Annotated in this window: 22 protein-coding genes and 1 pseudogene; 7 read left to right on the top strand and 16 right to left on the bottom strand. The window is 60.4% G+C overall.

Annotated features, from left to right (window positions below; all coding sequences use genetic code 11):
* The first annotated feature begins 158 nt into the window (after positions 1-158).
* Both AABM54_RS05135 and AABM54_RS05130 read left to right on the top strand, forming a co-directional pair.
* Positions 159-1,127, top strand: coding sequence for a LysR family transcriptional regulator (locus tag AABM54_RS05135; RefSeq protein WP_347904231.1), 969 nt, complete (start codon positions 159-161; stop codon positions 1,125-1,127).
* 98 nt (positions 1,128-1,225) lie between these two features.
* Positions 1,226-2,200, top strand: a complete 975-nt coding sequence (locus AABM54_RS05130) for a D-glycerate dehydrogenase (RefSeq protein ID WP_347904230.1) — start codon at positions 1,226-1,228, stop codon at positions 2,198-2,200.
* Positions 2,201-2,246: 46 nt separating this feature from the next.
* Here AABM54_RS05130 and AABM54_RS05125 read toward each other — a convergent pair whose 3' ends face one another.
* Positions 2,247-2,651, bottom strand: coding sequence for a hypothetical protein (locus AABM54_RS05125; protein WP_347904229.1), 405 nt, complete (start codon positions 2,649-2,651; stop codon positions 2,247-2,249).
* Between AABM54_RS05125 and AABM54_RS05120 the strand changes: the two genes are divergently transcribed.
* Entirely contained in the window at positions 2,578-3,399 is an 822-nt protein-coding gene (locus AABM54_RS05120) for a DUF2165 domain-containing protein (protein WP_347904228.1), read from the top strand. The two genes, AABM54_RS05125 and AABM54_RS05120, sit on opposite strands and share 74 nt — an antisense overlap.
* A gap of 14 nt (positions 3,400-3,413) precedes the next feature.
* Here AABM54_RS05120 and AABM54_RS05115 read toward each other — a convergent pair.
* Positions 3,414-4,317, bottom strand: a pseudogene (locus AABM54_RS05115) (DMT family transporter).
* A 137-nt stretch (positions 4,318-4,454) separates the two neighbouring features.
* Here AABM54_RS05115 and AABM54_RS05110 point away from each other — a divergent pair.
* Positions 4,455-5,330, top strand: coding sequence for an AraC family transcriptional regulator (locus tag AABM54_RS05110; RefSeq protein WP_347904227.1), 876 nt, complete (start codon positions 4,455-4,457; stop codon positions 5,328-5,330).
* A 3-nt stretch (positions 5,331-5,333) separates the two neighbouring features.
* On the opposite strand, the gene AABM54_RS05105 is transcribed toward AABM54_RS05110, so the two are convergent.
* From AABM54_RS05105 to AABM54_RS05055, 11 genes are all read right to left on the bottom strand, one after another.
* Entirely contained in the window at positions 5,334-7,775 is a 2,442-nt protein-coding gene (locus tag AABM54_RS05105; protein WP_347904226.1) for a TonB-dependent receptor, read from the bottom strand.
* Positions 7,776-7,959: 184 nt separating this feature from the next.
* A complete protein-coding gene (locus tag AABM54_RS05100) occupies positions 7,960-9,663 on the bottom strand; it encodes a bifunctional metallophosphatase/5'-nucleotidase (protein ID WP_347904224.1) in 1,704 nt (567 codons plus the stop codon).
* Between the two features lie 122 nt (positions 9,664-9,785).
* A complete protein-coding gene (locus tag AABM54_RS05095) occupies positions 9,786-10,430 on the bottom strand; it encodes a MotA/TolQ/ExbB proton channel family protein (protein ID WP_347904223.1) in 645 nt (214 codons plus the stop codon).
* A gap of 36 nt (positions 10,431-10,466) precedes the next feature.
* The gene (locus tag AABM54_RS05090) at positions 10,467-12,710 is read right to left on the bottom strand and encodes a TonB-dependent receptor (RefSeq protein ID WP_347904221.1); all 2,244 of its coding nucleotides are present in this window, start codon (positions 12,708-12,710) and stop codon (positions 10,467-10,469) included.
* 57 nt (positions 12,711-12,767) lie between these two features.
* On the bottom strand, positions 12,768-13,493 hold the full coding sequence (locus AABM54_RS05085; protein ID WP_347904219.1) for a TonB family protein: 726 nt from the start codon (positions 13,491-13,493) through the stop codon (positions 12,768-12,770).
* 4 nt (positions 13,494-13,497) lie between these two features.
* A complete protein-coding gene (locus AABM54_RS05080) occupies positions 13,498-13,905 on the bottom strand; it encodes a biopolymer transporter ExbD (RefSeq protein ID WP_347904217.1) in 408 nt (135 codons plus the stop codon).
* Positions 13,906-14,070: 165 nt separating this feature from the next.
* Positions 14,071-15,060 carry a FecR family protein gene (locus AABM54_RS05075; RefSeq protein WP_347904215.1) on the bottom strand — a complete coding sequence of 330 codons (990 nt, stop codon included), beginning with the start codon at positions 15,058-15,060 and terminating at the stop codon, positions 14,071-14,073.
* Complete coding sequence (locus AABM54_RS05070) at positions 15,057-15,629, bottom strand: RNA polymerase sigma factor (protein ID WP_347904214.1); 573 nt, start codon at positions 15,627-15,629, stop codon at positions 15,057-15,059. Before AABM54_RS05070 ends, AABM54_RS05075 begins: the two co-directional genes overlap by 4 nt.
* Before the next feature lie 15 nt (positions 15,630-15,644).
* On the bottom strand, positions 15,645-15,971 hold the full coding sequence (locus AABM54_RS05065) for a DUF3325 domain-containing protein (RefSeq protein ID WP_347904212.1): 327 nt from the start codon (positions 15,969-15,971) through the stop codon (positions 15,645-15,647).
* A complete protein-coding gene (locus tag AABM54_RS05060) occupies positions 15,972-17,558 on the bottom strand; it encodes a PepSY-associated TM helix domain-containing protein (RefSeq protein ID WP_347904210.1) in 1,587 nt (528 codons plus the stop codon).
* Positions 17,555-17,860: a DUF3649 domain-containing protein gene (locus AABM54_RS05055; RefSeq protein WP_347904209.1), complete on the bottom strand. Its 306-nt coding sequence runs from the start codon at positions 17,858-17,860 to the stop codon at positions 17,555-17,557. Before AABM54_RS05055 ends, AABM54_RS05060 begins: the two co-directional genes overlap by 4 nt.
* A gap of 166 nt (positions 17,861-18,026) precedes the next feature.
* On the opposite strand from AABM54_RS05055, the gene AABM54_RS05050 reads away from it, so the two are divergent.
* The 3 genes from AABM54_RS05050 to fecA all read left to right on the top strand — a co-directional run bounded on the left by AABM54_RS05050 (position 18,027) and on the right by fecA (position 22,030).
* Positions 18,027-18,563, top strand: coding sequence for a sigma-70 family RNA polymerase sigma factor (locus AABM54_RS05050; protein ID WP_347904207.1), 537 nt, complete (start codon positions 18,027-18,029; stop codon positions 18,561-18,563).
* Positions 18,560-19,522, top strand: a complete 963-nt coding sequence (locus AABM54_RS05045; RefSeq protein WP_347904205.1) for a FecR family protein — start codon at positions 18,560-18,562, stop codon at positions 19,520-19,522. The genes AABM54_RS05050 and AABM54_RS05045 overlap by 4 nt, the downstream gene beginning before the upstream one ends.
* Positions 19,523-19,687: 165 nt before the next feature.
* Positions 19,688-22,030 carry a TonB-dependent Fe(3+) dicitrate receptor FecA gene (gene fecA, locus AABM54_RS05040; RefSeq protein WP_347904203.1) on the top strand — a complete coding sequence of 781 codons (2,343 nt, stop codon included), beginning with the start codon at positions 19,688-19,690 and terminating at the stop codon, positions 22,028-22,030.
* Positions 22,031-22,278: 248 nt separating this feature from the next.
* Here the strand turns inward: fecA and AABM54_RS05035 are convergent, their stop codons facing one another.
* The 3 genes from AABM54_RS05035 to AABM54_RS05025 all read right to left on the bottom strand — a co-directional run bounded on the left by AABM54_RS05035 (position 22,279) and on the right by AABM54_RS05025 (position 25,696).
* Positions 22,279-23,916, bottom strand: a complete 1,638-nt coding sequence (locus AABM54_RS05035; protein WP_347904201.1) for an amidase — start codon at positions 23,914-23,916, stop codon at positions 22,279-22,281.
* 212 nt (positions 23,917-24,128) lie between these two features.
* Positions 24,129-24,536, bottom strand: a complete 408-nt coding sequence (locus AABM54_RS05030) for an HPF/RaiA family ribosome-associated protein (protein ID WP_347904199.1) — start codon at positions 24,534-24,536, stop codon at positions 24,129-24,131.
* A gap of 212 nt (positions 24,537-24,748) precedes the next feature.
* A complete protein-coding gene (locus AABM54_RS05025) occupies positions 24,749-25,696 on the bottom strand; it encodes a LysR substrate-binding domain-containing protein (protein ID WP_347904197.1) in 948 nt (315 codons plus the stop codon).
* Positions 25,697-25,816: the final 120 nt, after the last annotated feature.

The raw sequence follows: 25,816 nt of genomic DNA, 5'->3' as shown, positions 1-25,816 counted from the left end.
GTGGCGCAATTCTAGGGGTGGGTCTGGACGGCGATAAGCCGGGATTCCTGTGAATCTTTGTTACCGTTAACGCGATAATCCCTTGGTCGCCTCTTTAGTCGCCTGTAAAGACGCAGCAACTTCGTGTCACAATTTGTTATCGCCCCCGAGAGCACCCCATGGACACTTTGCAAAACATGCGCGCCTTCAGCTGTGTCGCCGAGGCCGGCAGCTTCACTGCCGCCGCTGTGCAGCTTGATACAACGACAGCCAACGTCTCGCGCGCGGTCTCCAACCTGGAAGCCCACCTGCAAACCCGCTTGCTCAACCGCACCACCCGGCGCATCGCCCTGACCGAGGCCGGCAAACGCTATTTGCTGCGCTGCGAACAGATCCTGGCTTATGTCGAAGAAGCCGAAGCCGAGGCCAGCGACGCCCATGCGCGGCCGGCCGGTCAGCTCAAGGTGCATACGATGACCGGGATCGGTCAGCACTTCGTGATCGACGCCATCGCCCGTTATCGCAAGACCCACCCGGACGTCACCTTCGACCTGACCATGGCCAACCGCGTACCGGACTTGCTGGACGAGGGTTACGACGTGTCGATCGTGCTCGCCAGCGAACTGCCGGATTCGGGGTTCGTCTCGCAACGGCTGGGCATCACCTACAGCATCGTTTGCGCGTCCCCGGCCTACGTCAAAGCCAATGGCTGCGCGCACAAACCCAGCGACCTGCTGAACCACGCCTGCCTGCGCCTGGTGAGCCCGGTGATTCCGCTGGAGAAATGGCTGTTCGACGGCCCGGAAGGCCAGGAAATGGTCACCATCAACAGTTCACCGTTCCTGGTGAACTCGGCCGATGCGATGAAAACCGCGATCATCAGCGGCATGGGCGTCGGCGTGCTGCCGGTGTACGCCGCCATCGAAGGCCTGCGCAACGGCACGCTGGTGCGGGTGATGCCCAACTACCGTTCGCAAGAGCTGAACCTGTACGCCATCTACCCCTCGCGCCAGTACCTGGACGCGAAGATCAAGACCTGGGTCGAGTACCTGCGTGGTTCCTTGCCGGAAATTCTGGCGGCTCATCAGGCTGAACTGACAGCCTATGAACTGAGCGGCAGCTTGAGCGGGGCACGCTTGGCCAACTGATCGTAAGGATTGGTGCGATCCAGTGTGGCCCTCGCAAAAACCCGACAGGGAATGTTAGCGTGCCAACCATTCCCCTCCGCCTGACGAGCCTTCCTGCGATGAAAAAGACCGTACTTGCCTTCAGCCGCGTCACGCCCGACATGGTCGAGCGCCTGCAACAGGATTTCGACGTGATCGTGCCCAGCCCCAAGCACGGCGACATCCACGCGCAGTTCAATGAAGCCCTGCCTCACGCTCACGGTTTGATCGGTGTCGGTCGCAAGCTTGGACGCGCCCAGCTGGAAAACGCCAGCAACCTGGAGGTGGTTTCCAGCGTGTCGGTGGGCTATGACAACTACGACCTGAACTACTTCAACGAGCGCGGGATCATGCTCACCAACACCCCGGACGTGTTGACCGAGAGCACCGCCGACCTGGCCTTCGCCTTGCTGATGAGCAGCGCCCGACGCGTGGCCGAGCTGGACGCCTGGACCAAGGCCGGGCAGTGGCAGGCCAGTGTCGGTGCGCCACTGTTTGGCTGCGACGTGCATGGCAAGACGCTGGGCATCGTCGGCATGGGCAACATCGGCGCGGCCATCGCACGGCGCGGGCGGCTGGGCTTCAACATGCCGATTCTCTACAGCGGCAACAGCCGCAAGAGCGCGCTGGAACAGGAGCTTGGTGCGCAGTTCCGCAGCCTCGACCAGTTGTTGGCCGAAGCCGATTTCGTGTGCCTGGTGGTGCCGCTCAGCGACAAAACCCGGCACCTGATCAGCCACCGCGAGCTGGCCTTGATGAAGCCCGGTGCCATCCTGGTGAACATTTCCCGAGGGCCGGTGGTGGATGAGCCGGCGTTGATCGAAGCCTTGCAGACCCAGCGGATTCGCGGGGCGGGGCTGGATGTCTACGAACAGGAACCGCTGGCGGATTCGCCGTTGTTCCAGCTGAAAAACGCCGTCACCTTGCCGCACATCGGCTCGGCCACCGTTGAGACCCGCGACGCCATGGCCAACCGCGCAGTGACAAACCTGCGCAGCGCGCTGCTGGGCGAGCGACCGCAGAACCTGGTGAACCCGCAGGTCTGGAAGGGCTGACTCACTCAGGCACGTCTTACCCGGACGTGCCTTCCCCCGCTCCCGGTTACTCGATCACATCAAAGTAGGTGAAGTTCGACGGCTGCGTACCGTTGACAAAATAGACGGCAAAGGCTTGATGTTTGATCAGTCTCTTGAGGTATTCCTTTGGCACATCGACCTCAACCCTGCGCCCATCCATCAGCGTGAGGCTGCATTCAAAGTCGGAAATGCCAGGCGTGGCACCGCCACAATAAAACAGAATCCGGTCACCCTCTTTCATCCCTTCATACGACAACACGACCGCCAGTGTCTCACCGACAATCAGCCGGTATGCCAGCATCGAGGTGCCGTTAAGTAATGGAATGAAAGGCGCCGCCGGATAAGCCGAATTGAGGATGCCGCGCTCACGCCCTCCGGAACTGATGAGCCTGCGAATCTCCTCGATTTTCTCACGTTGTTCGTTGTTCATCTCATGCCCTCGTCCATTACCGATATTGAAACCTGTTACTCACGGTAAGTCCGAACCCGCAACTCGTCTACTGTCATATATGACAGTAGACAAACTTGAAACACTGCACAAACCCTCCACAAAAACAGCAGAAGACATAACTTGCAATTCAGTCCCCGCTCACCATCAGCACCTGCACTATAAACTCCAGACCCTGTTATTCGCCCCTCGCGAACCTTACTTCTGGAGAAGTCATGACATGCACATTTTGACCACGGCCCACCTGATAAGGTGGTGCAAAGTAACTATTGTTTTAATGGTGGGAGTTTTTGGAGTACTGGTGGTATTCAGTAACTTGACCGACTACCCCTCCAACTATGAGTTCGTCGGGCACATCCTCAGCATGGACACCACCCAGGGGAATGGCTCATTGATGTATCGGGCCATTACTTCCGAGATGATGCATCATCGGTTCTACTGGATGATCATGACCCTGGAAAGCATCTTCACCGCGTGTTGCCTATTGGGAACTTATCAGCTCTACCGAAAGATCAATGCCCCCCGCAAAGAATTCCACGAGGCCAAAAAGTACGCCATCGCGGGTTTCATGATCGCGATTTTTATTTACTACTTCATCTTGCAGGTTATCGGTAACGAATGGTTCGACATGGACACTTCCCCGCAATGGAATGCCATGGGGTGGGCGCGCGGCATCGTTGAATTCCTGATGCCCGCGCTGTTCTTTCTGGTCATGAAGAACGATCACTGAGACGCGTTGTTCGATCAGGCCATTTTGCTGTTTACCGGTATCACGGCCGGTTTCGGCTTGCGGAACACCAGCACGTTCCCCAGCATCACCAGTACCAGCCCGGCGAGTGCGGGTGCAGTCCACTGATAACCCTCGGCGAACGCCGACACGTTCAACGCCACCACCGGGAACAACACCGTGCAATACGCGGCGCGCTCGGGGGCCCATGCGCCCGACCAGCGTCAGGTAGGCGGTAAACCCGATGACCGAGCCGGGAATCACCAGGTACAGCAACGAACCGATGTAACGGGTGTTCCATTCCATGTCGAAGGGAATGCCCTTGACCAGGCAATACACCGACAGCATCGCCGCGCCATACGCCATGCCCCAGGCATTGGTGGTCAACGGTTTCAGGCCGGCTTTCTGTTGCAGGCTGGACAGCATGTTGCCCGCCGAGAAACACAAGGTGCCCAACAATGCCAAGCCAAGGCCCAGCAGGGTTTGCGGGCTCGCGGTATGCCCCGCCAGCTCCGGCCAGAACAGCAGGCCCAGCCCGAATAACCCCAGCGCCCCGCCCATCAGCACATTGCGGGCGATTTTCTGGCCGAAGAACACCCGCGCGTTCAAGGCGTTCCACAACGTCGCGGTGGAAAACACCACCGCCACCAAGCCACTGGGAATCCACTGGCTGGCGGTGAGAAAACACATGAAGTTGATACAGAACAGACACAGCCCCTGGGCCAGACAGATCAGGTGCCCGCGCCAGTTCATCACTTGCAGGCGCCGGCTGAGCAGCAACATCACGAACAGCACCAGCGCCGCGAGGCCGAAGCGATAGACGATCGACACCGGTATCGCCACCCCCCCCAGTTGCAGTTTCAAGGCAATCCAGGTGGTGCCCCAGATCAGCACGGTGAGCAGGTATAACGAGAGGTTCATGACGGCAACTCCTGAGTAATGCCCGCAGTCTCCCCGCCCACAGTGCCACGCGCTTGCATAAACTTGCGCTTTTGCAGACGCATGGGCTGGCAGCGCGAAGGTGACAGAGTAGGATGCAAGGCGTTGGAGAAACGATCATGCCCGCACTGCAAACCCTGCAAGTTTTTCAAGCCCTCAACCGCTCGCCCAATGCTCGCCTGGAGCACAGCGCCGAGCTCGGTGACGGCATGGCCGCAGCCTTGTGGAGCAACCATCACGACGCCCAAGAGTATGAAGCGCCGGGCCATCACACCCTGTCCTGCTACATCGCCGGGGGCACCGGGACCTTTCGCCGCGAATCACCCGGCACCAAGGGCGGCCCGGACAAACTCTGCATCCTGCCCGCCGAACACCAGTCCGCGTGGGTGATCAACGGCGAAATCCGCCTGGCGCACCTTTACTTCAGCCCCGAGCACTTTGCCCTCGGCTGCGTGACCTTGCTCGACCGCGAACCCCGCGAACTGCAACTGCGCGAAAGCACGTTCCTTGAGGACGCACAGCAAGCCTGGCGCTTTCGCCAGTTGATTCAGCTGAACTGGAACGAACCCGGCGAACGCCTGCTGACCAGCAGCCTGGCCCATGAAATGCTCAGCCATACCTTGCTCAGTCAGGTTGGCCTGCGCCAGGGTTTACGTTTGAAGGGTGGCCTGGCCGCCTACCAGCGTCGGCATTTGATCGAATACATCGACAACCATTTGGCCGACCCCATCAGCCTGGGTCAGTTGGCGGGCCTGTGCGCGCTGTCGGAGTATCACTTTGCGCGGATGTTTCGCCAGAGCTTTGGCCTGCCGCCCCATCAATACCTGTTGGCCCGACGCCTGGCCCACGCCCGGCAGTTACTGCGCAGCACTTCCCAGCCGTTGGGCGACATCGCACTGGCCTGCGGCTTTGCCAGCGCCAGCCATTTCACTAACCGCTTTCGGCAAGCCATGAAAGGAACGCCCGGCGAATACCGTCAGGCGTTTTTGCGCTAACCGTCAGAACTCCAGTGTGCTGGACAACGACACCTGCCGCGAATCGCCCATCGACACAAAGAACCGGCTCGCCGCCGAGGTGTAATAGGTGCGATCAAACAGGTTCTTCACGTTGAGCTGGAACTTGACCTTCTGCCCGTCGAGCTGGGTGTCGTAGGTGGCGAACGCGTCCGCCACGGTGTAACTCGGCAACTGGAAATCGTCCACCGCGTTGCCGGCCCGCTCACCGACATACCGCGCCCCCGCGCCCACTCGCAATTGATCACCGCCGATGAGGCTGCCGAAGTCGTAGACCGCCGACAGCGAGCCGGTGTTCTTCGCCACGTTTTGCAAAGGCTTGCCTTTGAGGACCGGGTCCTGGGTGACTTCGGCATCGGTGTAGGCGTAGCTGCCGATCAGGCTCCAGCGCTCGCTCAACTGGCCCGTCAGGTCCACTTCCAGGCCTCGGGAACGGACTTCACCGGCCGCGCTGTAGACGATGTTGTTCGGGTCGGCCGAGTTGGAAACCATCACGTTGCGCTTCTTGATATCGAACAGCGCGATGTTGCCGGTCACGTAGCCCGGCATGTCGAGCTTGGCCCCCAACTCCCAGGACTTGGATTCTTCCGGTGCCACGCTGCCATCCAGCACCTGGGTGCTGCCGCTCAACGGGGCAATGGTCGAGTTGGGTTTGAAGGACTCGGTGTAGCTGCCGTAGAACGACAACTCATCGGTGTAGCGATACACCAACCCGGCGCGTGGCACCCACGTCTGGCCGTTGCTGTCGGTGTTGGCCTTGAACGGTCGCCCCTTGCCCGCGTACTGGTCGTACGCCTGGAAGCGGGCGCCCGCCACCAGGATCCATTGGTCGTTCAGGTGAACCGAGTCCTGCAGGAACAGCGAGTCACTGCGCAGCAGGTCGGTCTGGGCGCTGTCGGCCGGGCTGACCGTGCTGCCCGCGACTTCCCGGTCGTAGACCGGGTTCTGGTAGTTGAAGGTCGGGTACTGGCTCTTCTGCCGGATCAAATCAGCGCGGTAATACTTGCGGTACTCATCATCGAGGCCAAACACCAGATCGTGCTGCATGCCGGCGACATCGACCTTGCCTTCCAGGCTGACGGTGGCAAACCGGTCGGTGCTGATGGCGCCTTGAGTGCCGTCCATGCTGCGGGTCAGTGTGCCCTTGGCCGGGTTGATCGACACGAGCCGGACCTGGCTGGCGTCGTAGGTTTCACGGTTCCAGCTGTAGCCGAAACGAGCTTTCCAATTGTCATTGAGTTCGTGCTCGGCCTGGAAGTGGTACAGGTCCGAACGGCCTTCCAGATTATTGAACGGCTCATCGAGCCGACGCCCGCTCGGGATGTTCAGCGGGTGATTGGTGCGCGGGTCAATCGCGGTTCCACGGTCGAACGGCGTGAGGAATTCACGGTGTTCATAAGCGAACAACAGTTGGGTGTTTTCGCCAAACCAGGCCAGGGACGGTGCGATCAGCGTCTGGCGGTTGGTGCCAAAGTTGCGCCAGTAATCCTCGTCCTCGTGGTCGAGCACCATGCGGTAGGCCAGGCCGGAGTCCCCGAGCGCGCCGGTGCTGTCGAGCCCGCCGCCGCTGCCATTCTTGCCGTTACCGTAAGTCGAACCTCGCAGGGTCACGGCGTTGTAGGCCTGCAATTGCGGCTGCTTGCTGACCAGGTTCACCACGCCGCCCGGGTCCTGGATGCCGTAGAGCAAGGACGCCGGGCCCTTGAGCACCTCGACCCGGTCCACGGTGGCGTCCAGGCTGCGGCCCTGCACCAGCGGCATGCCGTCGCGCATGATCGAGCCGTTTCGGTTATCGCCAAAGCCGCGAATCATCACCGCATCCAGGCTATTGCCCAAGGTATTGCCCTGGGTGATACCGCTGACATTGGCCAACGCATCGTCCAGGTTGCGCGGCACCTGGTCACGCAAGACCTGGGCCGGCACCACGTTGATGGTCTGCGGGATTTCCTGAAGCGAGGCCGATGAGCGCGCCACCGAGGTGGTGGACGGCGGTTGATACGTCATCGGTTGCTGCGCCACCGAAGTGATGGTGGTCGCGCCAAGGTTCAGGGTGCCCGCCGTGGGCATCGGCTCCAGGGCCAGGGTTCGGGCGTCGGTGCGGCGGAAGGTGAAGCCGGACGCGCTCAGCAGCCGTTGCAGGGCCTGTTCGGCGCTCATCTGGCCGTTGACGGCCACAGCGTTGAGGCCATACGGCGCCTCATCGGTGTAGACCACGCTGATGCCGGTGACCCGGCTGAAGTCGCTCAAGGCTTGAGGCAACGGCTTGGCCGCGATGCTGAAGGTGAACAGCGCGCTGTGCTGTTCGGCGGTCTGCGCCGCCAACGCCACGCTCAGCGGCAACAAGGCCAGCGCCGAAATGGCCACTGCTGATGCACCGAACCATTGTTTGACCGAACCGCCTGCCACCGAGTTTGCCCTGGACTTCATTGCTCACGACCTGTGTGTAGAACCGCTACGGATGCGAATCACTCGCACTTTCAAGCACTACACGGATGTCGTCCGGGTTTACCTCAGCGATTTTTTGAAATTATTTCCCGTTAGCCCATCGGTGACGCTTGGTGTCACCGGGTGCCTTCCCACGCCGGAGCGTGGGAACAGTCGATCGACCCGGTTAGTTGACCTTCACAATCCGCCCGGCACTGAGCGCCGAACCCACCGGTTTTCCTTGCTGATCCATGCGTTGCAGGTAATCGATCAGGCCATCGAGGTCAGTCACGCCCAAGTCGCTGCGGTTTACGCCTTGCTTGAATATCGTGAAACGGTCGCCGCCGTCCGCGAGAAACCCGTTCACCACCACGCGATAAGCGCGCCGGGGCTGCAAGGCCTTGCCGTCGAGGCGAATACTGCCTGGCACGACACGGCTGGCCAGCGGACGCGTGGCGTCCCAGCGGTAGCTGAAACCCTTGGACACTTGCAGCACATTGACGTCGTCTTCGGCCTTCCATTGCTGGTTGAGCAGTTGCTCGATCTGCTGGCCGCTGAGGTCGAACGCGATCAGGTTGTTGTTGAACGGCTGCACGGTCGCCACTTGCCCGTAGTTGAGGCGTTGCTGACCGGGCAGCAGGGCGAAATCGCCGCGAATGCCGCCGTTGTTCATGAACGCAACATGCGCCCCGTGTGCAGCGCCCGTGGCCAGTTGCGCGTCGGCAATCAGGTCGCCCAGTGGCGTCCCGCCGCCCGCATCCGCCGCACGGGTGATGGGTGACGCGGCAATCGCGCCCACCGGTTTGAGCAGCACCGTGTTGCTGCGGGCTTGCACTTCCTGCTCCAGAGCGGCCATCTGCGGATCGGCCGGGTACTGCGCCGGATCGGCCAACAGGTTAGTCGCCTGAACCCGCGTGACCTGATGCTTTCCGGGGGTGACGTCGAGGGTCAGGTGAGTCATCAGGTGCCCGTACGAATTGCCCTGGGTCACCAGCAACGGACCAACCTTGCACAAGTAGCCTTGGTGGGAATGCCCGGTAATCAGCACATCCACCGCCGGGTCCAGGCGTTTGGCCACGTCCACGATGTCGCCACTCAGTTGCGAGCAATCCTGTTTGTCGAACGGCTCGGGCGTCGCGCCGCCCTGGTGCACCACCGCGACAATCGCGTTGACGCCCTGCCGGTTGAGTTCGGGAATCAGCCGGTTGATCGACTCGGCTTCGTCCTCGACACTCAAGCCCTGCATGCCCTTGGCGCTGACCACCGAGGCCACGTCGCGCAGCACCGCGCCGACAAACGCGATTTTCTGTCCCTTGACCTCTTCGATACGGTACGCCGGCAACAGCGGTTGGCCGGTGTCGGTGTCCATCAGGTTCGCCGCCAGGTACGGGAAGCCGCTGCCCGAATAGGTGGGCCGAAACTGGCAAGCCTTGGTCGGACGCGAGGACTCGCAGCCGCCCTTGAGCTGGCGCAGGAATTCGGCCTTGCCGTTGTCCAGTTCATGGTTGCCGATGGCGCTGAGTTTCATGTCCAGGTGCCGCAGCGCTTCGAGCGTCGGTTCGTCGGCCCACATCGCCGACAGCGGCGGACTGCCGCCCACCAGGTCGCCAGCGCCGATGAACACCAACTGCGGGTCGTCCTTGCGCAACTGCGTCAGCATGCCGCCCAGCGTTGCCACGCCACCAGCCTGCATCCGGCGCACGCCGCCTTCGGCATTGGCATCGCGGAAAGCGTAGGGGTTGGCCTGTAAATAACCGTGCAGGTCATTGATCGCCACGATGTTCACGGCAACCGGTTGCGCGGGAGGTTGAATGTGGGCGCAACCGCCCAGCACAGCGACAGCCAATGCAACAGCACCGGCCAGCCGTGGGAATGAGGCGAAACGGGACATCCGAAAATCCTTTTCTCTGTAAGCGAAAGACCTGCACATCGATCGCGATGAAATTCGCCCATCGCACGCGCAAAAAGAACGGCCCCGGGCAAAACCCGAGGCCCCTGCCCAACCCGGCTGGGTCAGGCCGGTTGCAACTGCCCGTTTATGGCACGAGGCGTCTCGACCACCTTGAGCGCCGTGCCCATGCCGGCGCGCAGCAACAGGATTTTCAGGTGGTCGGTAATACGCTCCACCCGGTCCTGAAAGTGGTTATGGAAAATCATGCTGCCCAGGGCAATCGCGATCCCCAATGCCGTGGCGTACAACGCGGTGCCGATGCCTTTGGAGACCTCGCCCGGATCGGACACACCAGTCTCGGCCAAGGCCTTGAAGGTGTCGATGATCCCCAGAATGGTCCCCAGCAAGCCCAGCAACGGCGCGGCGGTGACCACGGTTTCGAGCAGCCACAAACCATGCATCAGCTTGCTGCGGGTTGCAATGTAGATCGACTCGCTGAGGTCTTCCAGGTCCTTGTGGCTGGCCAGCCCTTGCTTATGCGCAAACAGGCTGTCGAGCATTTCCAACGGCAGGCTGTTGCGCTGACGCAACGCAGCGGGCAAGTCCTCGACTGCGTGCATGGAGGGGTTGAGCACTGCTTCGAGTTTTTTCGCCTGACGCAGGCTGAAACTGAAGTAAATGCCGCGTTCCACGGCGATGAAAGCGGCAATCGCGGCCGCGCCGTACATGGTGTAGAAAGTGATGTCGTGCAGCAGATTCATGTCCATCGGTAAACCCTCGTGTAGGGACGAATTCAGCAGAAATCAGAACGCCGCTTCCAGCGAAACCACGGCCGTACGCTCTTCGCCGACGTTGTAGTACGCAGTGCTCGGCGCCAGGCCATTGGTCTTTTGCGAGTTGAACGACACGGTGCGCGTGGAGGACAGGTATTCCTTGTCGAACACGTTGAGCATCGAGAGCCGCAGGGTCGCGGACTTCAGCAGTTTCTTGTCCACCGGCAGGCGCACGCCGGTATTGAGGTCGACCACGGTACGCCCGGCGATCTTCTCGTCGTTGGTCAAATCACCGTAGTAACTGCCCACGTACTTGCCCGCGACGTTGCCGTAGTAGCGGCCATCGTCATAACCCAGGCTCAGGTTGAACATGTTCTGCGGCACGTTGGCCAGTTGCTTGCCGGAGGTGGGCAGCAACACGCCCTTGTTGCGCAAATCGTCCTGCTGCTCGGACTCGGTGTAGGTGTACGAGGCGTAGTAGTTGAAGTTGTGCGGTAGCAGGCCGCTCCATTCCAGCTCCAGGCCTTTGTTGGTCACGTCGCCGACGTTGGTCACCACGTAGTCGCCGTTAAGGTCGGTGGTCGACAGCTGCCGCTCCTTGAAGGTGATGTAGAACAGGCTCGCGCTCAACGCCATGGCGTCTTCGCTGTAGCGCCAGCCCAGTTCCTGGTTCCAGCTCAACTCAGGCTTGAGGCTGAACGAGTCACCCTTGTTGTACAGCACGTAGTTGGGCGGGGTGCGCATGTTGCGGGTCACGTTGTAGAACGCCTGGTTGGCCGCATCAACCTGATACTTGGCGCTGAAGCTGGGCAGGAACTGATGGTACCGGGCGTCTTTCTTCTCCGGTTTGTCGGTAAGGCTGCCCAGGTTGTTGCCATCGCGCTCGACGTACTGATACGCCAGGGCACCGGTCAGGGTCAGGTCCGGGGTCGCCAGCCAGGTGTCCTGCACCCAGAGTTTCTGCGCCGGTGTCACGGTGTACTGATGACGGCCCTGAACGGTCTTGCCGTTGCGGTCCACCAGTTGATTGGAAGCACCATAGTCACCCCAGATGTCCACCGGGCTGCCGCCCGGATTGATCGCAATGAACGGCTGGGTCTGGCGCTGGCGTGCGCGCTCGTACCAGTAGCCGACGTCCAGGCTGTGCTCTTCGTTGATGTCCCACTTCAATTTGCTGGTGATGCCGGGGCGCCAGGTCTCGGTCCATGACGGCCGGTAATAGGTATTGGCGCCCAGCCCCTTGAGGTCGTAGTTGCCGGCCTTGCTTGAGGTGCTGGTGACGGTGCTCGCGGTCTGGCCGCTGAAACTGCCGCCGCTGGACCAGACGTAATAGGGGTTGAACGTCAGCGTCAGGTCATCGCGCAATTGAAAGCGCTGGGTCACGGACGCGGTCACGCTTTCGAACGGGTTGCGGTTGAGTTTGTAGGATTGCAGTACCTGACCGGCCTTGTTGTAGACGGTCTTTTCGGCGTAGTCCAAACCCCGGCCCTGGTTCTCGAACTGGGCCTTGCTGAGGGTGTTGTAGTTGTAGTTTTCCTGGCGGTTGTATTTGACGATGGCGTTGGTCGAGTTGCCGTTATCGTCTTCGAACAGGGTGTTCCACTCCACCTTGTCGGCCAGCAACGAACCTTTGCCGCGCCACTTGTCGCCTTCGGTATGGGACGCCGACACCCAGGTCTTGAAGCCGCCCAGATTGCCGGTGTTAACCCGTGCGAAGGTCTTTTGCAGGTTGTTCGAACCCAGGGATTGCTTGGCAAAGATGCCGAAATCCTGCTCCGGGCGAATCGTCACCATGCCAATGTTGCCGCCACTGGAACCGATGTGCGGGCCATCGGCTTCGGAGGAACCTTGGGTCACGAACACTTCGGCAAGGTTTTCCGGGTCGCCCAGCAAGTTGGGGTAAATGCTGTAGTCACCCGAATCGTTGATCGGGAAACCGTCGGAAGAAAGTCCGACCTGATCGGAGTTCATCCCGCGCATGGTGAAACTGGTGCCACTCAAACCGGTGGCGTCAGTGCTGGAAACGTTGATCCCGGGGGTGTACTTGAGTTTGTCGATACCATTGGAGGTGGGCGCCATTTCATCCATGGCTTCCTTGGTCACGGTGGAACGCGACTTGGCACTTTCTTCCTTGATCATATGGCCGTTGCCCAAGGTTTGTTTGCCGGCCACATTCACCGCGCCCACATCCACCGAGTCGTCAGCCAGTACAAACGGCGCAAAGCCGCCCAGGCCCGATGCTAATAGCAGGGCATAGAGTTTATTGATCTTCACGGGTAGTCCCTTACTTACATCTATTGAGAGTTGAGGGCGGGTTATTCCACGCTAGTGTTATTCCACGTTGTAACTGAAGGTCGCGGTAAAACGCTGTTTGTCTTTGCCGGAGAATGCCTCGGAGGGAAACGGCGAGACTTTCTCCACGCGGCGCAAACTGGTTTGAGCGGCCCGGTTGAGCAACATGTTCGGTGCCTTGCTTTCGATGCCGCTGTTCAACACGTTGCCGGAGCGGTCAACTTCCAGCCAGATCACCACATCGCCGTGGGGGCGCTGCAATGACGCTTCGCGGCCGCTGGGGTATTGCTTGTGTTTTTCCAGCTCCCTGCGCAATGCCACGGTGTAAGCACTTTCCTGGGTGGCGTTGCTCGGCGCCGGGTTGGAGACCGCCGGTTTTGGCGGGGCGCTCGCCACCACCGCAGCGGGTGACGCCGTGGGCGCAACCGGGGCCGGGGCAGCGGGTGCAGGGGGCGCAATCGTTTGCTTCACCACCACTGGTTTGGGCGCAGGAGGGCGTGGCTTGACCACCGGTTTGGGTTTGGGCGGCTCGATGACCACCGGTTCGATCACCGGGGGCTCAGGCTCAGGCGGCGGTGGCTCGGGGGTGGGTTCGACGGCGGCCAACAGGTCGGCGGCATCGATCAGCGCGATTTCGACCGTGCTGTTGTCATACACCGGTTTGATCTGCAAACTCTGCAACCGGCTGGCGTAGACAACCAGAACCACCAGGCACGCCGGCAGCAGGCACGCGATCAACTTGCGAGCGTTATAAAGTCTGAACATGGCGTCAGGTCTTGCGCGTGGCGATAGAAACGGAAGAGAAGCCATTGCCCTTGAGCAAGTCCATCACCGACACCAGCCGTTTGACTTCAACACCCTGGTCGCTGTTGATAATGATCACCAACTTCTCAGCGCTGTTGTTGAGCACTTTAAGTTGGCTCAGCAAGGCACTTTCATTGATGTCCAGACCGTCCAGTTGCAAACGTTCTTCAAGGCCCAGGGTAATGATGGCTTTGTTTTGCGGTTTTAATTGCTGCGCCTGACTGGCGACGGGCAGTTGGGTCTTGATGCCCACTGCGGGAATGACGTTGAGGCTGATTAATACGAAGAACACCAGCAGAAACATCATCACATCAATCATCGGGATGATTTCGATATGAGCTTTCTTCTTGTGGGTGACATCCCAACTGCGCATTGCACACCTCCCTTTTATTCAATCATCTGAATGACGAAAGAGCCCTCCGGCTGTTCCTGACCATTTGTTCAGGAATGCGCAGATCATCCTCGGGAGTTGTAACGGTTTAGTGACAGAACAGTGGAATTGAGATGAAGGTTGGATGACGAGCCCGCAAGGCTCGGCTCAACGCAGGATAATCAACCGTCCCAGCACGCGGTGTTGTTCGAAGCCGAGCACACCTTGCAGGGAGTTGAGCACCGCTTGCGGGTCCTGATGAGGAAAACTGCCGCTGACGCGGCGGGTGGCCAACGTGTCGTTGAGCAGCAGGATGCGGCCGGGGTAATACCGGCGCAGGTCGTTGACCACCTCGGCCAACGGTGCCCTGGCGTAATTCAGCCAACCCTGGCGCCAGGCCAGTTGGGCCTCGCTGTCGACCGCGTGCAACGGTTCGGCGGCGCCCGTGCCATAGGCCACTTGCTGACCCTCCGTAAGAATCTGCTGCGCGGAGCCCTGCCTGGCCGTCACGCCAACGCGACCTGACAACACGGTCACCTGCGCCCCGGCCGGTTGCAAACGAACCTCGAACTGCGTGCCCAACACCCGCGCTTCGCCTTGTTCGGCCTGCACCACAAACGGCTCGCCGGTGTGGGTCACGCTGAAAAAACCGGCGCCGCGCCGCAACTGGATGTGCCGCTCACCGTGAGTGAAGTCCACGGCAATCGCGCTGTCGGCATCAAGGGTCACGCGGGATTGATCGGCCAGGGTCACGGTGCGGATTTCGCCTGGCGCCGAGACGTAGTCGGCGCCCAGGTCATCGACCCAACGCGAGGGCTGCCAACCGGCGCCCATCGACACCATCAGCAGCAAACACGCCGCCATGGCCAACGCCCCTGACCAGCGCCGCATACGGGAGCGCCGGGTACGGTTCATCGCAGCGAGGTAACCCTGCAAGGCCAAGGCGTCTTCGTCGGCGAGGGTGCGGGCCGGCACCTCGCTCAATTCCCACACGACCTGCGCCTGGGCATACGCCTCGACATGGGCCGGGTCGGCCTGCAACCAACGGCTGAACGTGAGCTGATCGCCGCTGCTCGGCTGGTCATGCAACAGGCTCAGCCACGCCAGCGCGGCGTGCTCCTGATCGGGCGTCGGGATGACGCGGGCGCTATGATTCACGGTGCTTTCCCTGGCGTGCGCGGCGGTGGTTCTCGCAGGCTGGCCTTGCAGGCTTCGAGGGCGCGCATCATATGTTTTTCCACGGCGCTTTGCGAAAGGCCCATGGCCTTGGCGATTTCGGCGTACTTGCGACCGTGAATGCGATTGAGCAAAAAGATCTGCCGCGTGCGCTCGGGAAGGCTGCGCAACGCGGTTTCGACATGGCGCAAATCGTTGCCCGCTTCCAGCGCCGCTTGCGGTTCACTGCCCTGATTGTCCTGCTGCTCCGGTAACCAGCCTTCATTGACCCGCACCCGCGCACCTTCGCTGCGCAAGTGGTCGATGGCGATGTTGCCGGCGCAACGAAGCAGGTAAGTGCTGAGTTCTTCGACCTGCACCAGCGGTCGACGCCAGAACCGCAGGAACAAGTCCTGCACCAGGTCCGCCGCCGTCGCCCGACACCCTACGCGCCGACTGACCAGCGCTTCCATCTGCGAGCGCTGGGACAAGAACACTTGCAGAAAATATGCACGACCGCCCCGCGTTTCGGCGTTATCCAGGTCGGGGGATTCAGGCGGTGTGCTGATCATCAAACCCGGCCTGAGCTACAGCGACGCAAACGCGGCGACCGGGCTGGCAAGCAGACCCAAAGCAGCCATCGCCAACGCCCAACGCGGTCGATACGCCAGCAACCAGACCAGCAGCAAAGCGCTGATCATCAGCACCGCGCACCACTCCACCAGCCCTCGACTCCAACCGAACGTCGCCACCGCTGCCCACAACGACAGCGCCAGCAGCGACCCGCCGCCAAGGCGCAAACCCAGCCGTCGCCGGGCCGACGTTTTTTTCCCGAGCACCTCGGCGTGGTGCCGATCCAAAGACAGGCACAGCGCGGTGAAGCCGGTGTAACAGAGCAACAGTGCCAGCAGCATTCAACTCACCTTCTGTTCGAGCGTCAGCGGCCGAGGCCTTTCAGCGCGGGGCTTTGCCGCGGTTTGAGGCGTGGCCGAGCGCTGCATTTTCCACGCCGCCCAGGCCAGGAACACACCGCTGCCCAGGCACGTCAGGTCGAACCCGGCCATGGCCCAGTCACCCTGAGGGAGGGAGGCACCGAGGTGTTGCGCGGTGGTCAGCGCGTTGAGCAGCGGCACGCCGGCAAACAGCAACGCCGCCAGGGTCAGTTGTTCGACCCACGCCACGCGACCACGCCGAAACATGGCGTGCAACACGCTCAGGCCCCAGGCGATGAAGAAACTGTTCACTTCCCATTGCGCACGTTCGGCCAGCGCCAGCGGTAACAGGCGATTGGCCCAGAAGAACGTCGCCACCGCCAGCAACAGCCCCGACATGCTGGCCACGTTCAGCACCTGCACCAGCCGCAACTCGAACGGCATCACGCCACTTTTGGCGTGTTTCAACTGACGTTTGCCGAGCCACAGCACCAGCCCGGTGCCGATCATCGCGGTGCCCGCCAGGCCAAAGATGAAGTACAGCCAACGCAGCACCGGGCCGGCGAAATGCCCCATGTGCAGCCCGTAGAAGCTGCCGGAAATCGCCATCGGCAGCGATTGTCCGCCCGACACTTTGAGCAACTGACCACTGACGCCGTTGAATGACACCAGGCTGCCGGACTCATGCACCACACGGTCGGCGCCGTCGCGATACACATTCACCGACGCATTGAGATCCCCGGGGTTGTTCACCTCCACGTGCGCCGCTTGGCCGCTGGACCATTGCTCGCGCGCCTGCTCCACCAACGATCCCAAGGGCATCAACGTTCCTGGCTTGCCAGCCGCAGGCACGGTTTCAGAGTCCGGGAAAATGTCGTTGAAAAAACCTCGGGTATTGCCGTCATAGGCAACGAGGATGCTCGCCGGCATCACCATCGTCATGAAAATCACCAGGCTGCTGTAGGTGATCATCAGGTGAAACGGCAGCACCAGCACACCCAGTGCGTTATGCCCGTCGAGCCAGGAACGCTGGCCCTTGCGCGGACGGAAGGTGAAGAAGTCCTTGAAGATTTTCTTGTGGGTGATGATCCCGCTGATCAACGCGACGAACATCAACATTGCAGCGGCGGTCGACAACCAGCGGCCCCACGGGTGCGGCATTTGCAGCTGGAAATGGAAGCGGTAGAAGAATTCGCCGCCACGGGTATCGCGGGCGTGAAGCTCGGCACCGGTTTGCGGGTCGAAGAGTTTCTCGGTGAAGTTGCCGCGCTCGCCTTCGGCTGCATGGTCCTGCCACATCACCGAGAGCCCGGGTTCGCGGGCGTTGGGCAACGTGATGAACCACTGCGAGGCGCCACTGGCGTGTTGATGCAAGTAGTCTTGCGCCAGCAGCAGGCTGGCGTCGGCGCTCACCGTGCGTGCGGGCACTTCGGGTTGCATCCAGTGGCTAATCTCGTCCTTGAAATACGACAGGGTGCCGGTCAGGAAAATCGCGAACAGCAGCCAGCCGAAAATCAACCCGGTCCAGGTGTGCAACCAGGCCATGGCCTGACGAAAACCCTCTTTCATCGGTGCCCCATCCCGTAGGCAAGCCCGGCCAGCGCCGCCAGCACCAAGCTCGGCACCATCAGCCCGAACCAGGCCTGCCACGCGGTGCGGCAGGCAAAGCACCAGAGCACCGCCACCAGGTACACCAGAAACGACGTCATCATCGCGCTGACCACCGCTTCGGCGCGCGGGATCGGCAGCCACACGCTCAGGCTGACACTGGCCAGCGCCGCAACGGCATAGCCGCCGAACAGCGCGGCGCAGATCCGCGATGTGACAGCCAGGCGATAGGAGACGGGAAGCGCACCGGGTTTGCTTTTCATGTTTCGACCTTGAAACGAGGGGAGTCCAGCACGGTGCGACACCTGCACCGGGGCAACGAGGCGCCAATAGTAATGATAAATATTCTCATACGCAAAACAGACTGATGAGGCGCACGTCCTTCCATCGGTCGCAGACGATTGCCCAAAACCAGCACTCACCCCTACAATGCGAACAATTCTTGTTCTCTTAAGCATCCCCAGGTTGCCCGGAGTGTTCGCGGTGAGCAGTACCGTCGAAGTCCTTTATCACGCCCATCACAACTGGCTCACCGGCTGGCTGCGGCACAAACTCGGCTGCCCTCACAGCGCCGCCGACCTGGCCCAGGACACCTTCATGCGGGTGCTGACCGCCCGCGAAACGCCGCAGATCATCGAACCGCGCGCGTTTCTCACCACGATTGCCAAGCGCGTGCTGTTCAACCATTACCGCCGCCAGGACCTCGAACGCGCCTACCTGCAAGCGCTGGCACAGTTGCCGGAAATCGTCGCCCCGTCGGAGGAAGACAAGGCAATCATCCTGCAAACCCTGGCAGAGCTCGATCAACTGCTCGACGGCTTGCCGCGACCGGTCAAGCGCGCCTTCCTGCTCGCGCAGCTCGATGGCCTCGGTTACGCCGAGATCGCCCAGACGCTGGGGATTTCCATCGCCACGGTCAAACGCCATCTGAACAAGGCAGCCCTGCGCTGCTACTTCGCCCTGTGAACGCCTCGATCAACGGCACTCAGCCGGGCTTTTCTTCGCAGGTCGCCGAGCAAGCGGTGCACTGGCTGATCGAAATGCAGGACGCGCCCCTCAGCCCGCGCCAACAAATGGCCTGGCAACAATGGCTGGACGCCCACAGCGAACATCAACGGGCGTGGGAACATATTCAGCGGGTCAACCAGCGTTTTCGCGGTGTGCCCTCGTCACTGGCCCACGCGACGCTCAACGCACCGGCCTCCAGCAGCCGTCGTCGGGCATTGAAACTGATGCTGATTCTCGGGGCCGGTTCCGCCGCGACCTGGGGCCTGCGCGAGCACAACCCGCTGACGCCGATGCTCGCGGATTACCGCAGCCCGATCGGTCAACGCCGCACCTGGCAGCTCAGCGATGGCAGCCAGTTGCAGCTCAACACCAACAGTTCGGTGGACGTGCGTTTCGATGGACAACAGCGACTGATCCGCCTGCTCGAAGGCGAAATCCTCCTGACCGGTGCCGCCGACAGCCGCCCCCTTCAGGTACAGACCGCCCAAGGCCTGTTGCAGGCTCACAGCGCGCGACTGAATGTTCGGCAGTTCAGCGCCCGCACGCAATTGGCGGTGTTCGACGGCAGTGTCGAGCTGCTGCCGAAGCACGGCGCGCCGCTGCGAATCGAAAAATCCCGGCAGCTAAGCTTCAGCGCCCAGGGAGCAGATCCTTCACGAGCCCTGGACGCCAACAGCGGCGCGTGGGCCGACGGCATGCTGGTGGCGGCGCACATGCGCTTGGCGGACTTCCTCGACGAACTCGGTCGCTATCGCCGTGGCCAACTCCATTGCGACCCCAAGGTGGCCGACCTGCTGATCTCCGGCAGTTATCCACTGGATGACAGCGAACGCATTCTCGAGCTGCTGGAAATCAGTCTGCCGGTGAACGTGAAGCGCTTTACCCGCTATTGGGTGACCGTTGAGGCGAGGGTCTGAACGGCGACGTCAGGTTTGGGGCTGCTTCGCGACCCAGCGGGAGCAAGCTCCCTCGCCACAGAAAGCGATCATCGAAAATAATTCGTACTACGTGAGCCGTTTTTCAGATCTGGCGTGACAGAGAAGGAAAGCCACCTTGATTCCCTCCTTCTCAGGATTGTCCGCATGCCCGCCCAGCCTTCCCGCCTCACCCCGCTTGCCCGCTCACTGCGCCACCTTCTGCTGGGTGCCAGCCTGAGCCTTGCCGTACTGCCGCAAGCCTTTGCCGCCGAGGCCAAGCCGTATCACATCGCGCCGGCCTCGCTGGAAAATGCCCTGAACCAGTTCGGGCGTGAAGCGGGCGTGCTGATTTCCTTTGGCTCGCAGGTCACCAGCGGCGTGCAAAGCAATGGCCTGAACGGCAATTTCAGCGCCGAGGAAGGCCTGGAAAAACTCCTCGAAGGCACCGGCCTGCAAGCCCGCGCCGAAGGCAACAATGCGTTCAGCCTGCAACCCGCCAGCGCGGGGACTGCCGTCGAGTTGGGCGCCTCCAACGTGGTCGGCGACTGGCTGGGCGATGCGGCGCAAACCAATGTGTTCGAACACCCGGGTGCCCGTGACGTGATCCGTCGCGAGGCGTTCGAGCGTCAGGGCGCGACCCAGGCTCGTGATGTCCTGAACCGGATCCCCGGGGTCAACGCGCCGGACAACAACGGCACCGGCAGCCACGACATGGCGCTGAATTTCGGGATTCGCGGCCTCAATCCACGCCTGGCCTCGCGCTCTACCGTGCTGATGGATGGCATTCCCGTGCCGTTCGCGCCCTACGGTCAACCACAGTTGTCGTTCGCGCCGATCAGCATGGGCAACATGGACGCAGTCGACGTGGTACGCGGCGGTGGCGCGGTGCGTTACGGCCCGCAAAACGTCGGCGGGATCGTCAACTTCGTGACCCGGGCAATCCCGGATGCGCCCACCGTCAAAGGTGGTTTCCAGACTGAAACCAGCCCGTCTTCCAGCCATGACGGCTTCAAGACAACCGGCAATCTGCTGGCCGGTGGCACCGCCGACAATGGCCTGGGCGGCGCGCTGTTGTATTCCGGCACACGCGGTGGCGACTGGCGTGAACACAGCGACACCGAAATCGACGACCTGATCCTCAAGGGCAAGTACCAGCTCGACGAGGCCAACAGCTTCAACGCCAGCGCCCAGTATTACGAAGGCAAGGCTGACATGCCGGGTGGCCTGAACGTCGCCGACTACAAGGCCGACCCGTACCAGTCGACCCGCCCGAACGATCAGTTCTGGGGTCGCCGCACGATGTTCAATGTCGGGTATCGCTACCAGGAAGATCGCCGTGAATTCACGGTCAACAGTTTCTTCACCAAGACCCTGCGCAACGGTTACCTGGACCAGACCAAGTTCATCTCGCTGTCACCTCGCGAATACTGGGTGCGTGGCCTGGAAAGCCGTTTCGCTCAGGGCTTCGATTTGGGCGAAACCGTGCACGAAGTGGGCCTCGGTTACCGTTACATCAACGAGGCCGGCCACGAACAGCGCTTCACCACGCCCATCGCCGCCCACGAATTACCAACCACCGGCAGCAACCGTGATCGCAATACCCGTGGCAGCACCGAAGCCCACGCGATTTTCCTCGATGACCGCATCGATATCGGCAAGTGGACCATCACGCCCGGTATCCGCTACGAAATGATCGACTCGCAGCAAACCGACAACCTCGCCAACGCCAAGTACCAGGGCAGCTACAACACCGCCCTGCCGGCCTTGAACGTTTTGTACCACCTCAACGACAGCTGGAACCTCTACGCCAACACCGAAGGTTCGTTCGGCAGCGTGCAGTACAGCCAGATGCGCAAACGTGTCGACAAGGGTGAAGTCAAACCGGAAAAGGCTCGCACGTGGGAACTCGGGACCCGTTACGACAACGGCAACCTGCGGGCCGAAATCGGTGCGTTCCTGATCAATTTCGACAACCAGTACGAAAGCAATCAAACCACCGATACGGTGATCGCCCGTGGTGAAACCCGCCACCAGGGCATCGAGTCCAGCATCAACTATGCACTCGACGGTTTGAACCCGGCGCTGGCCGGCTTCGATGTCTACGCCACCTACGCGTTCGTCGACGCGACCATCCGCGAGGACGGGCCGAACAAGGGCAACCGCGTGCCGTTCTCTTCCCGACACAAAGGAACGCTGGGCATCGGTTACACCGAAGGCCAATGGAAACTGAACCTGGACAGCAGCTACCAGAGCGACCAGTTCGCCGACAACGCCAACACCGTCAAGGAAAGCAAGGCCGGCAACGCTGGCAAGATCCCTGGCTATATGCTGTTCAGCAGCCGGGCGGCTTATGATTTTGGCCCGCGACTGTCGGACCTGAACGTCGCCGTGGGGGTGAAAAACATCTTCAACCATCAGTACTTCACCCGCTCGTTCGATGACAACAACATGGGCAAATATGTGGGCGAACCACGGACCTTGTATGTGCAGACGTCGGTGGCATTCTGAGTGGCGTTAATGCCCGGCACACACTAGGGCCTGTACGAAAAGTCGCCGAGTGGCGATCAGGCAAGGCAAAAACAGGCGAGGAAGCGGAGTTTACGGATTGTAAATGAGCATTCCGAGCCTGTTTTTAACGCAGCATGATCGACACGCAGGCAGTTTTCGTACAGAGCCTAGAAAACGAAAGCTGACACTCCCCGCCTCTATGACCGATCAAAACCCAGCCCCACTCTCTCGGGGCTGGGCCAGTTGACTTACATCGGCTTCGGTCCAGGCGTTGTTTCCAACGGTGCAGGAACAAGTCGTCCCTTCACGGTCTGTTCGTAGTCAAATGCATAGGCCAGTAACTGGCCCTCGCTCCACAAGCGCCCGACAAAGATCAACGAGAATGGCTGGCCTCCCGGATAGGCTCCACTGGGCACAACAACACCCGGGACACCTGAGATATTGATAGGTGAGGACGTTGTAGAGTCTATGAAACTTTCATACACATCGCCCAAGGGCTCGACCATTTGCGGGAAGACCAGTGCGTCCAGGTTGTTTTCATCCATTACATGATTGAAAACCCGCAAGTAGTCTTCCCGAAGGTGAGCAAAGTCGGAAAGATCAGGTGCGATGGCGGGGGTTTTGTAGGACTGGCCCAGTACAGGCAGTTGCTCGGTGTAGTAATCGAGTGGCCCTCCCTTTTCGAAGAGGTTCATCCCCATCTTTACGTGCAACTCATCAAGCGAATGAACGGCTGCACTGTTCCCCAGGTTTTTAAGGTAAAGGTCAAGATCATAGGCATGAGCATCAGACCCACGGGGGTCATAGCTACCATCAGCCGGGGCCAGATCAACAAAACAGGAGCCGGCGAAAGGATCTGCAACCACGCTGGCCCCCAGCGACTCAATCTGCGCGATGGCTTTCTGATACTCCACCTTTGTCACGGGTGGCAAATGTCCGAAGGTGGTGCTCCAGCCTGGCCCCAACAGCCCAATACGCTTACCCTTCAGAGCCCCGGTTTTTAAACCCGCCGTGTACCCTCCTGGCGGGATATTGCCAAAAGCAGCCGTGGTTTTAGGGTCCTCCAGGGTGTACCCCGCCAACACATCAAGGGTAATCGCAGCATCACGCACGTTGCGGGCGATCGGGCCAATGACATCCCGTGTGGAACCTGCCTGTGGAATCACCCCGGAGTTCGGAACGAGACCAAAGGTAGGTTTGATGCCAACCACGCTCTGCGCACCGGCCGGGTTTTGAATGGAGCCACCTGTCTCTTCTGCCAACCCGACCACGGCAAAGTTTGCCGCGACTGCCGTCCCCGTGCCGGCAGACGAACCACCGGGAGACCATGAGCGGTTAAGCGCGTTGTAAGTCACTCCGGCCCAACTGTCATTGGCGTTAGCAGGGCTTCCGGAAAAAACAGGGACATTGGTTTTTGCCAGAATGATCGCACCGGCAGCCCTCAAGCGCTGCACGACCGCCGAATCCCTTTCAGGAATAAGATCGAAGCCTCCCGCTCTCGATGAGAGAGGCGCATAACCCGCTGTGGAGGGAAGTCCAGCCATATCCATGGTGTCCTTTACCACAACCGGAACGCCGGCTAGCGGCCCGAGCTTCTCTCCGGCTTTTCGCCGGCGATCTACATCACGGGCTTCATCAAGCGCCTTTGAATTCATCGCAGTAAAAGCGTTGTAGTGCGGATTAAATCTTTCAATACGAGCGAGAAATATCGTTGTCAATTGCTCTGACGTATACGCCCCGGACTCAAAAGCTTTTTCGATCTCAGCTACCGTGATTTCCTGAATATCGATCTCGGCACTATTAACAGAGGTGCTGCTCATTCCAAAAAACAATGCAGCCATCACCGACAACGTTAACCGTTGCGGATTACTGATGTAACTTTTCAATCTAACGCTCCCTGTTTTATACCGCTTCTGGTCTCAAACGACACCAGCCTGCTTCCTGCCAAATTCAATGTGTGCGGCAACACTCAAAAGTCTAAAGCATTAGGGTCAAGGGTGGCCTTTGGCGTTAACGCAAAAATCACCTGTGCCACAAAACAAAACGGGCCTGCAATTGCAGGCCCGTTTTCATTGGGGTGGTAAAGGTGAGTCAGACGTCAGCTATTGAGCGCGGCCTGTTCGTTCTCGAGAAATTCTTCTTCAAGCAGCGCGTCGGCATGAGCGCCTGTCGGCAGTGGCGTCACCGCAGCGCGTTTACCGCGCAGTTTGCCAAACAGGTGTTCCAGCGCGTGTTCGAGCTTGGTGGCTGCCCCTTCGATGGCCTGTTCCAGGGTGTCGGCTTTATGAGTCACGGAAACCGGTTGGTGGCCTTTTGGCCGCGCTTCAAGCTGGCAGCGCATGTCGTGTGGTCCGGGTTTATCGCCGTTCTCGTCCCGCAGGTGGACTTCGACCCGTGTCAGGTCCTCTTCATAACGTTCGAGCGTGCTCTCAATGGTAGTACGTACCCACTCCTCCAGTCGGATGCTGCTTTGAATATGGTTATCGCTATTGACTTGGATTTGCATAGTTCTTCCCTTATTTCAGCTAGCTCGCGAGAGGCCCGGTGCAGTGTTTGGAACCTGGTGTCCGTGACCTCTTGACTACAGAGTTGGGCAGACGGAGAAACAATTCAACCCCTAAAAAAAGATAATTTTTCAGACGCAAATAAAGCCGGACAACCGGTAAAAGCGCTGTTAATGTCGGGAGTTGGGTCGCCCTGCTCTACTGCAACAATTCCTCACAACTGCCCCTCGCCCAGCGGGTGCAAACCGCGAAATATTTCCGCTTCTTCCACCAGCCAGTCATGCACCGCGCGTACGCCCGGATGGCTCAGCGCGCCCGGCGAATACAGCAGCACATAACGTTTGAAATTGGGTACCGCAACGCCAAACGGCACGATCAGTGTCCCGCGTTCCAGTTCATCGTTGAGCAGCGTACGCCGGGCAATGGCTACGCCCATGCCGGCAATCGCCGCCTCGATGGTCAGGTGATTGCGATTGAAGGTATGCCCGCGCCGCACCCCTGCCCCATCGAAACCGATGGCATTGAGGTAGAACTCCCATTCCGCATATTCATAGCTGCCACGCCAGGCCGTGATGTCGTGCAACAACGGAAAATGCACCAGGTCCGCCGGCCCGTGCAGCGGCGGACGACCGCGCAACAAACTCGGCGCGCATACCGGGAAAATCTGCTCATCGAGCAAGGTTGTGGATAACAGCCCCGGATAGCTGCCGTCGTTCAGGTCGATGGCCAAGTCGAAGTCACCTTCGTGCAGCGCCACGCTGCTGTCCTCGGCCACCAACCGCAACTGGATATCCGGAAACCGTTGCTGCAAACGCGGCAGGCGCGGGGTCAGCCACTTGCCCAGAAACGAAGGGATCGAACGCAAACGCAACGTGCCGCTGATCATCCCGGCGTCCAGCCGACTCAGTTCGGCGTCGATGCTGCCGTAGGCTTCGTTGACGGTAATCGCCAGGCGCTGGCCTTCGGCGCTCAACTCGACACCTCGGGCGCGTCGATGGAACAGCCGAAAACCCAAGCGTTCTTCCAACTGGCGGATCTGCTGGCTCACTGCGCCAGGGGTGATGTGCAATTCTTCGGCACACCGCGTGAACGACAAGTGCCGCGCCGCACAAGAAAACACATGCAGCCAGACATAGGTCTGGGCATGAAATTGACGACTCATCGTTTAGTCCTGCTAAAGCCTGTCTTAGGAAATTTCGTTGGTCACTGCTGACCGACGTAGGCAGTATCGCCGACATTGCGCTTGTCCTACAAAAAATGGCAGCGATTCCTACTCCATTGC

The sequence above is a fragment of the Pseudomonas purpurea genome (genome assembly GCF_039908635.1).
Lineage (GTDB): Bacteria > Pseudomonadota > Gammaproteobacteria > Pseudomonadales > Pseudomonadaceae > Aquipseudomonas > Aquipseudomonas purpurea.
This window is presented reverse-complemented; position numbering and strand designations above follow the sequence as displayed.

Coding starts and splice junctions, on each gene's coding strand:
- AABM54_RS05135 (WP_347904231.1), top strand. CDS start 159: ATGGACACTTTGCAAAACATGCGCGCCTTCAGCTGTGTCGCCGAGGCC.
- AABM54_RS05130 (WP_347904230.1), top strand. CDS start 1,226: ATGAAAAAGACCGTACTTGCCTTCAGCCGCGTCACGCCCGACATGGTC.
- AABM54_RS05120 (WP_347904228.1), top strand. CDS start 2,578: ATGCCGCGCTCACGCCCTCCGGAACTGATGAGCCTGCGAATCTCCTCG.
- AABM54_RS05125 (WP_347904229.1), bottom strand. CDS start 2,651: ATGAACAACGAACAACGTGAGAAAATCGAGGAGATTCGCAGGCTCATC.
- AABM54_RS05110 (WP_347904227.1), top strand. CDS start 4,455: ATGCCCGCACTGCAAACCCTGCAAGTTTTTCAAGCCCTCAACCGCTCG.
- AABM54_RS05105 (WP_347904226.1), bottom strand. CDS start 7,775: ATGAAGTCCAGGGCAAACTCGGTGGCAGGCGGTTCGGTCAAACAATGG.
- AABM54_RS05100 (WP_347904224.1), bottom strand. CDS start 9,663: ATGTCCCGTTTCGCCTCATTCCCACGGCTGGCCGGTGCTGTTGCATTG.
- AABM54_RS05095 (WP_347904223.1), bottom strand. CDS start 10,430: ATGGACATGAATCTGCTGCACGACATCACTTTCTACACCATGTACGGC.
- AABM54_RS05085 (WP_347904219.1), bottom strand. CDS start 13,493: ATGTTCAGACTTTATAACGCTCGCAAGTTGATCGCGTGCCTGCTGCCG.
- AABM54_RS05080 (WP_347904217.1), bottom strand. CDS start 13,905: ATGCGCAGTTGGGATGTCACCCACAAGAAGAAAGCTCATATCGAAATC.
- AABM54_RS05070 (WP_347904214.1), bottom strand. CDS start 15,629: ATGATCAGCACACCGCCTGAATCCCCCGACCTGGATAACGCCGAAACG.
- AABM54_RS05065 (WP_347904212.1), bottom strand. CDS start 15,971: ATGCTGCTGGCACTGTTGCTCTGTTACACCGGCTTCACCGCGCTGTGC.
- AABM54_RS05060 (WP_347904210.1), bottom strand. CDS start 17,558: ATGAAAGAGGGTTTTCGTCAGGCCATGGCCTGGTTGCACACCTGGACC.
- AABM54_RS05055 (WP_347904209.1), bottom strand. CDS start 17,860: ATGAAAAGCAAACCCGGTGCGCTTCCCGTCTCCTATCGCCTGGCTGTC.
- AABM54_RS05050 (WP_347904207.1), top strand. CDS start 18,027: ATGCGAACAATTCTTGTTCTCTTAAGCATCCCCAGGTTGCCCGGAGTG.
- fecA (WP_347904203.1), top strand. CDS start 19,688: ATGCCCGCCCAGCCTTCCCGCCTCACCCCGCTTGCCCGCTCACTGCGC.
- AABM54_RS05030 (WP_347904199.1), bottom strand. CDS start 24,536: ATGCAAATCCAAGTCAATAGCGATAACCATATTCAAAGCAGCATCCGA.
- AABM54_RS05025 (WP_347904197.1), bottom strand. CDS start 25,696: ATGAGTCGTCAATTTCATGCCCAGACCTATGTCTGGCTGCATGTGTTT.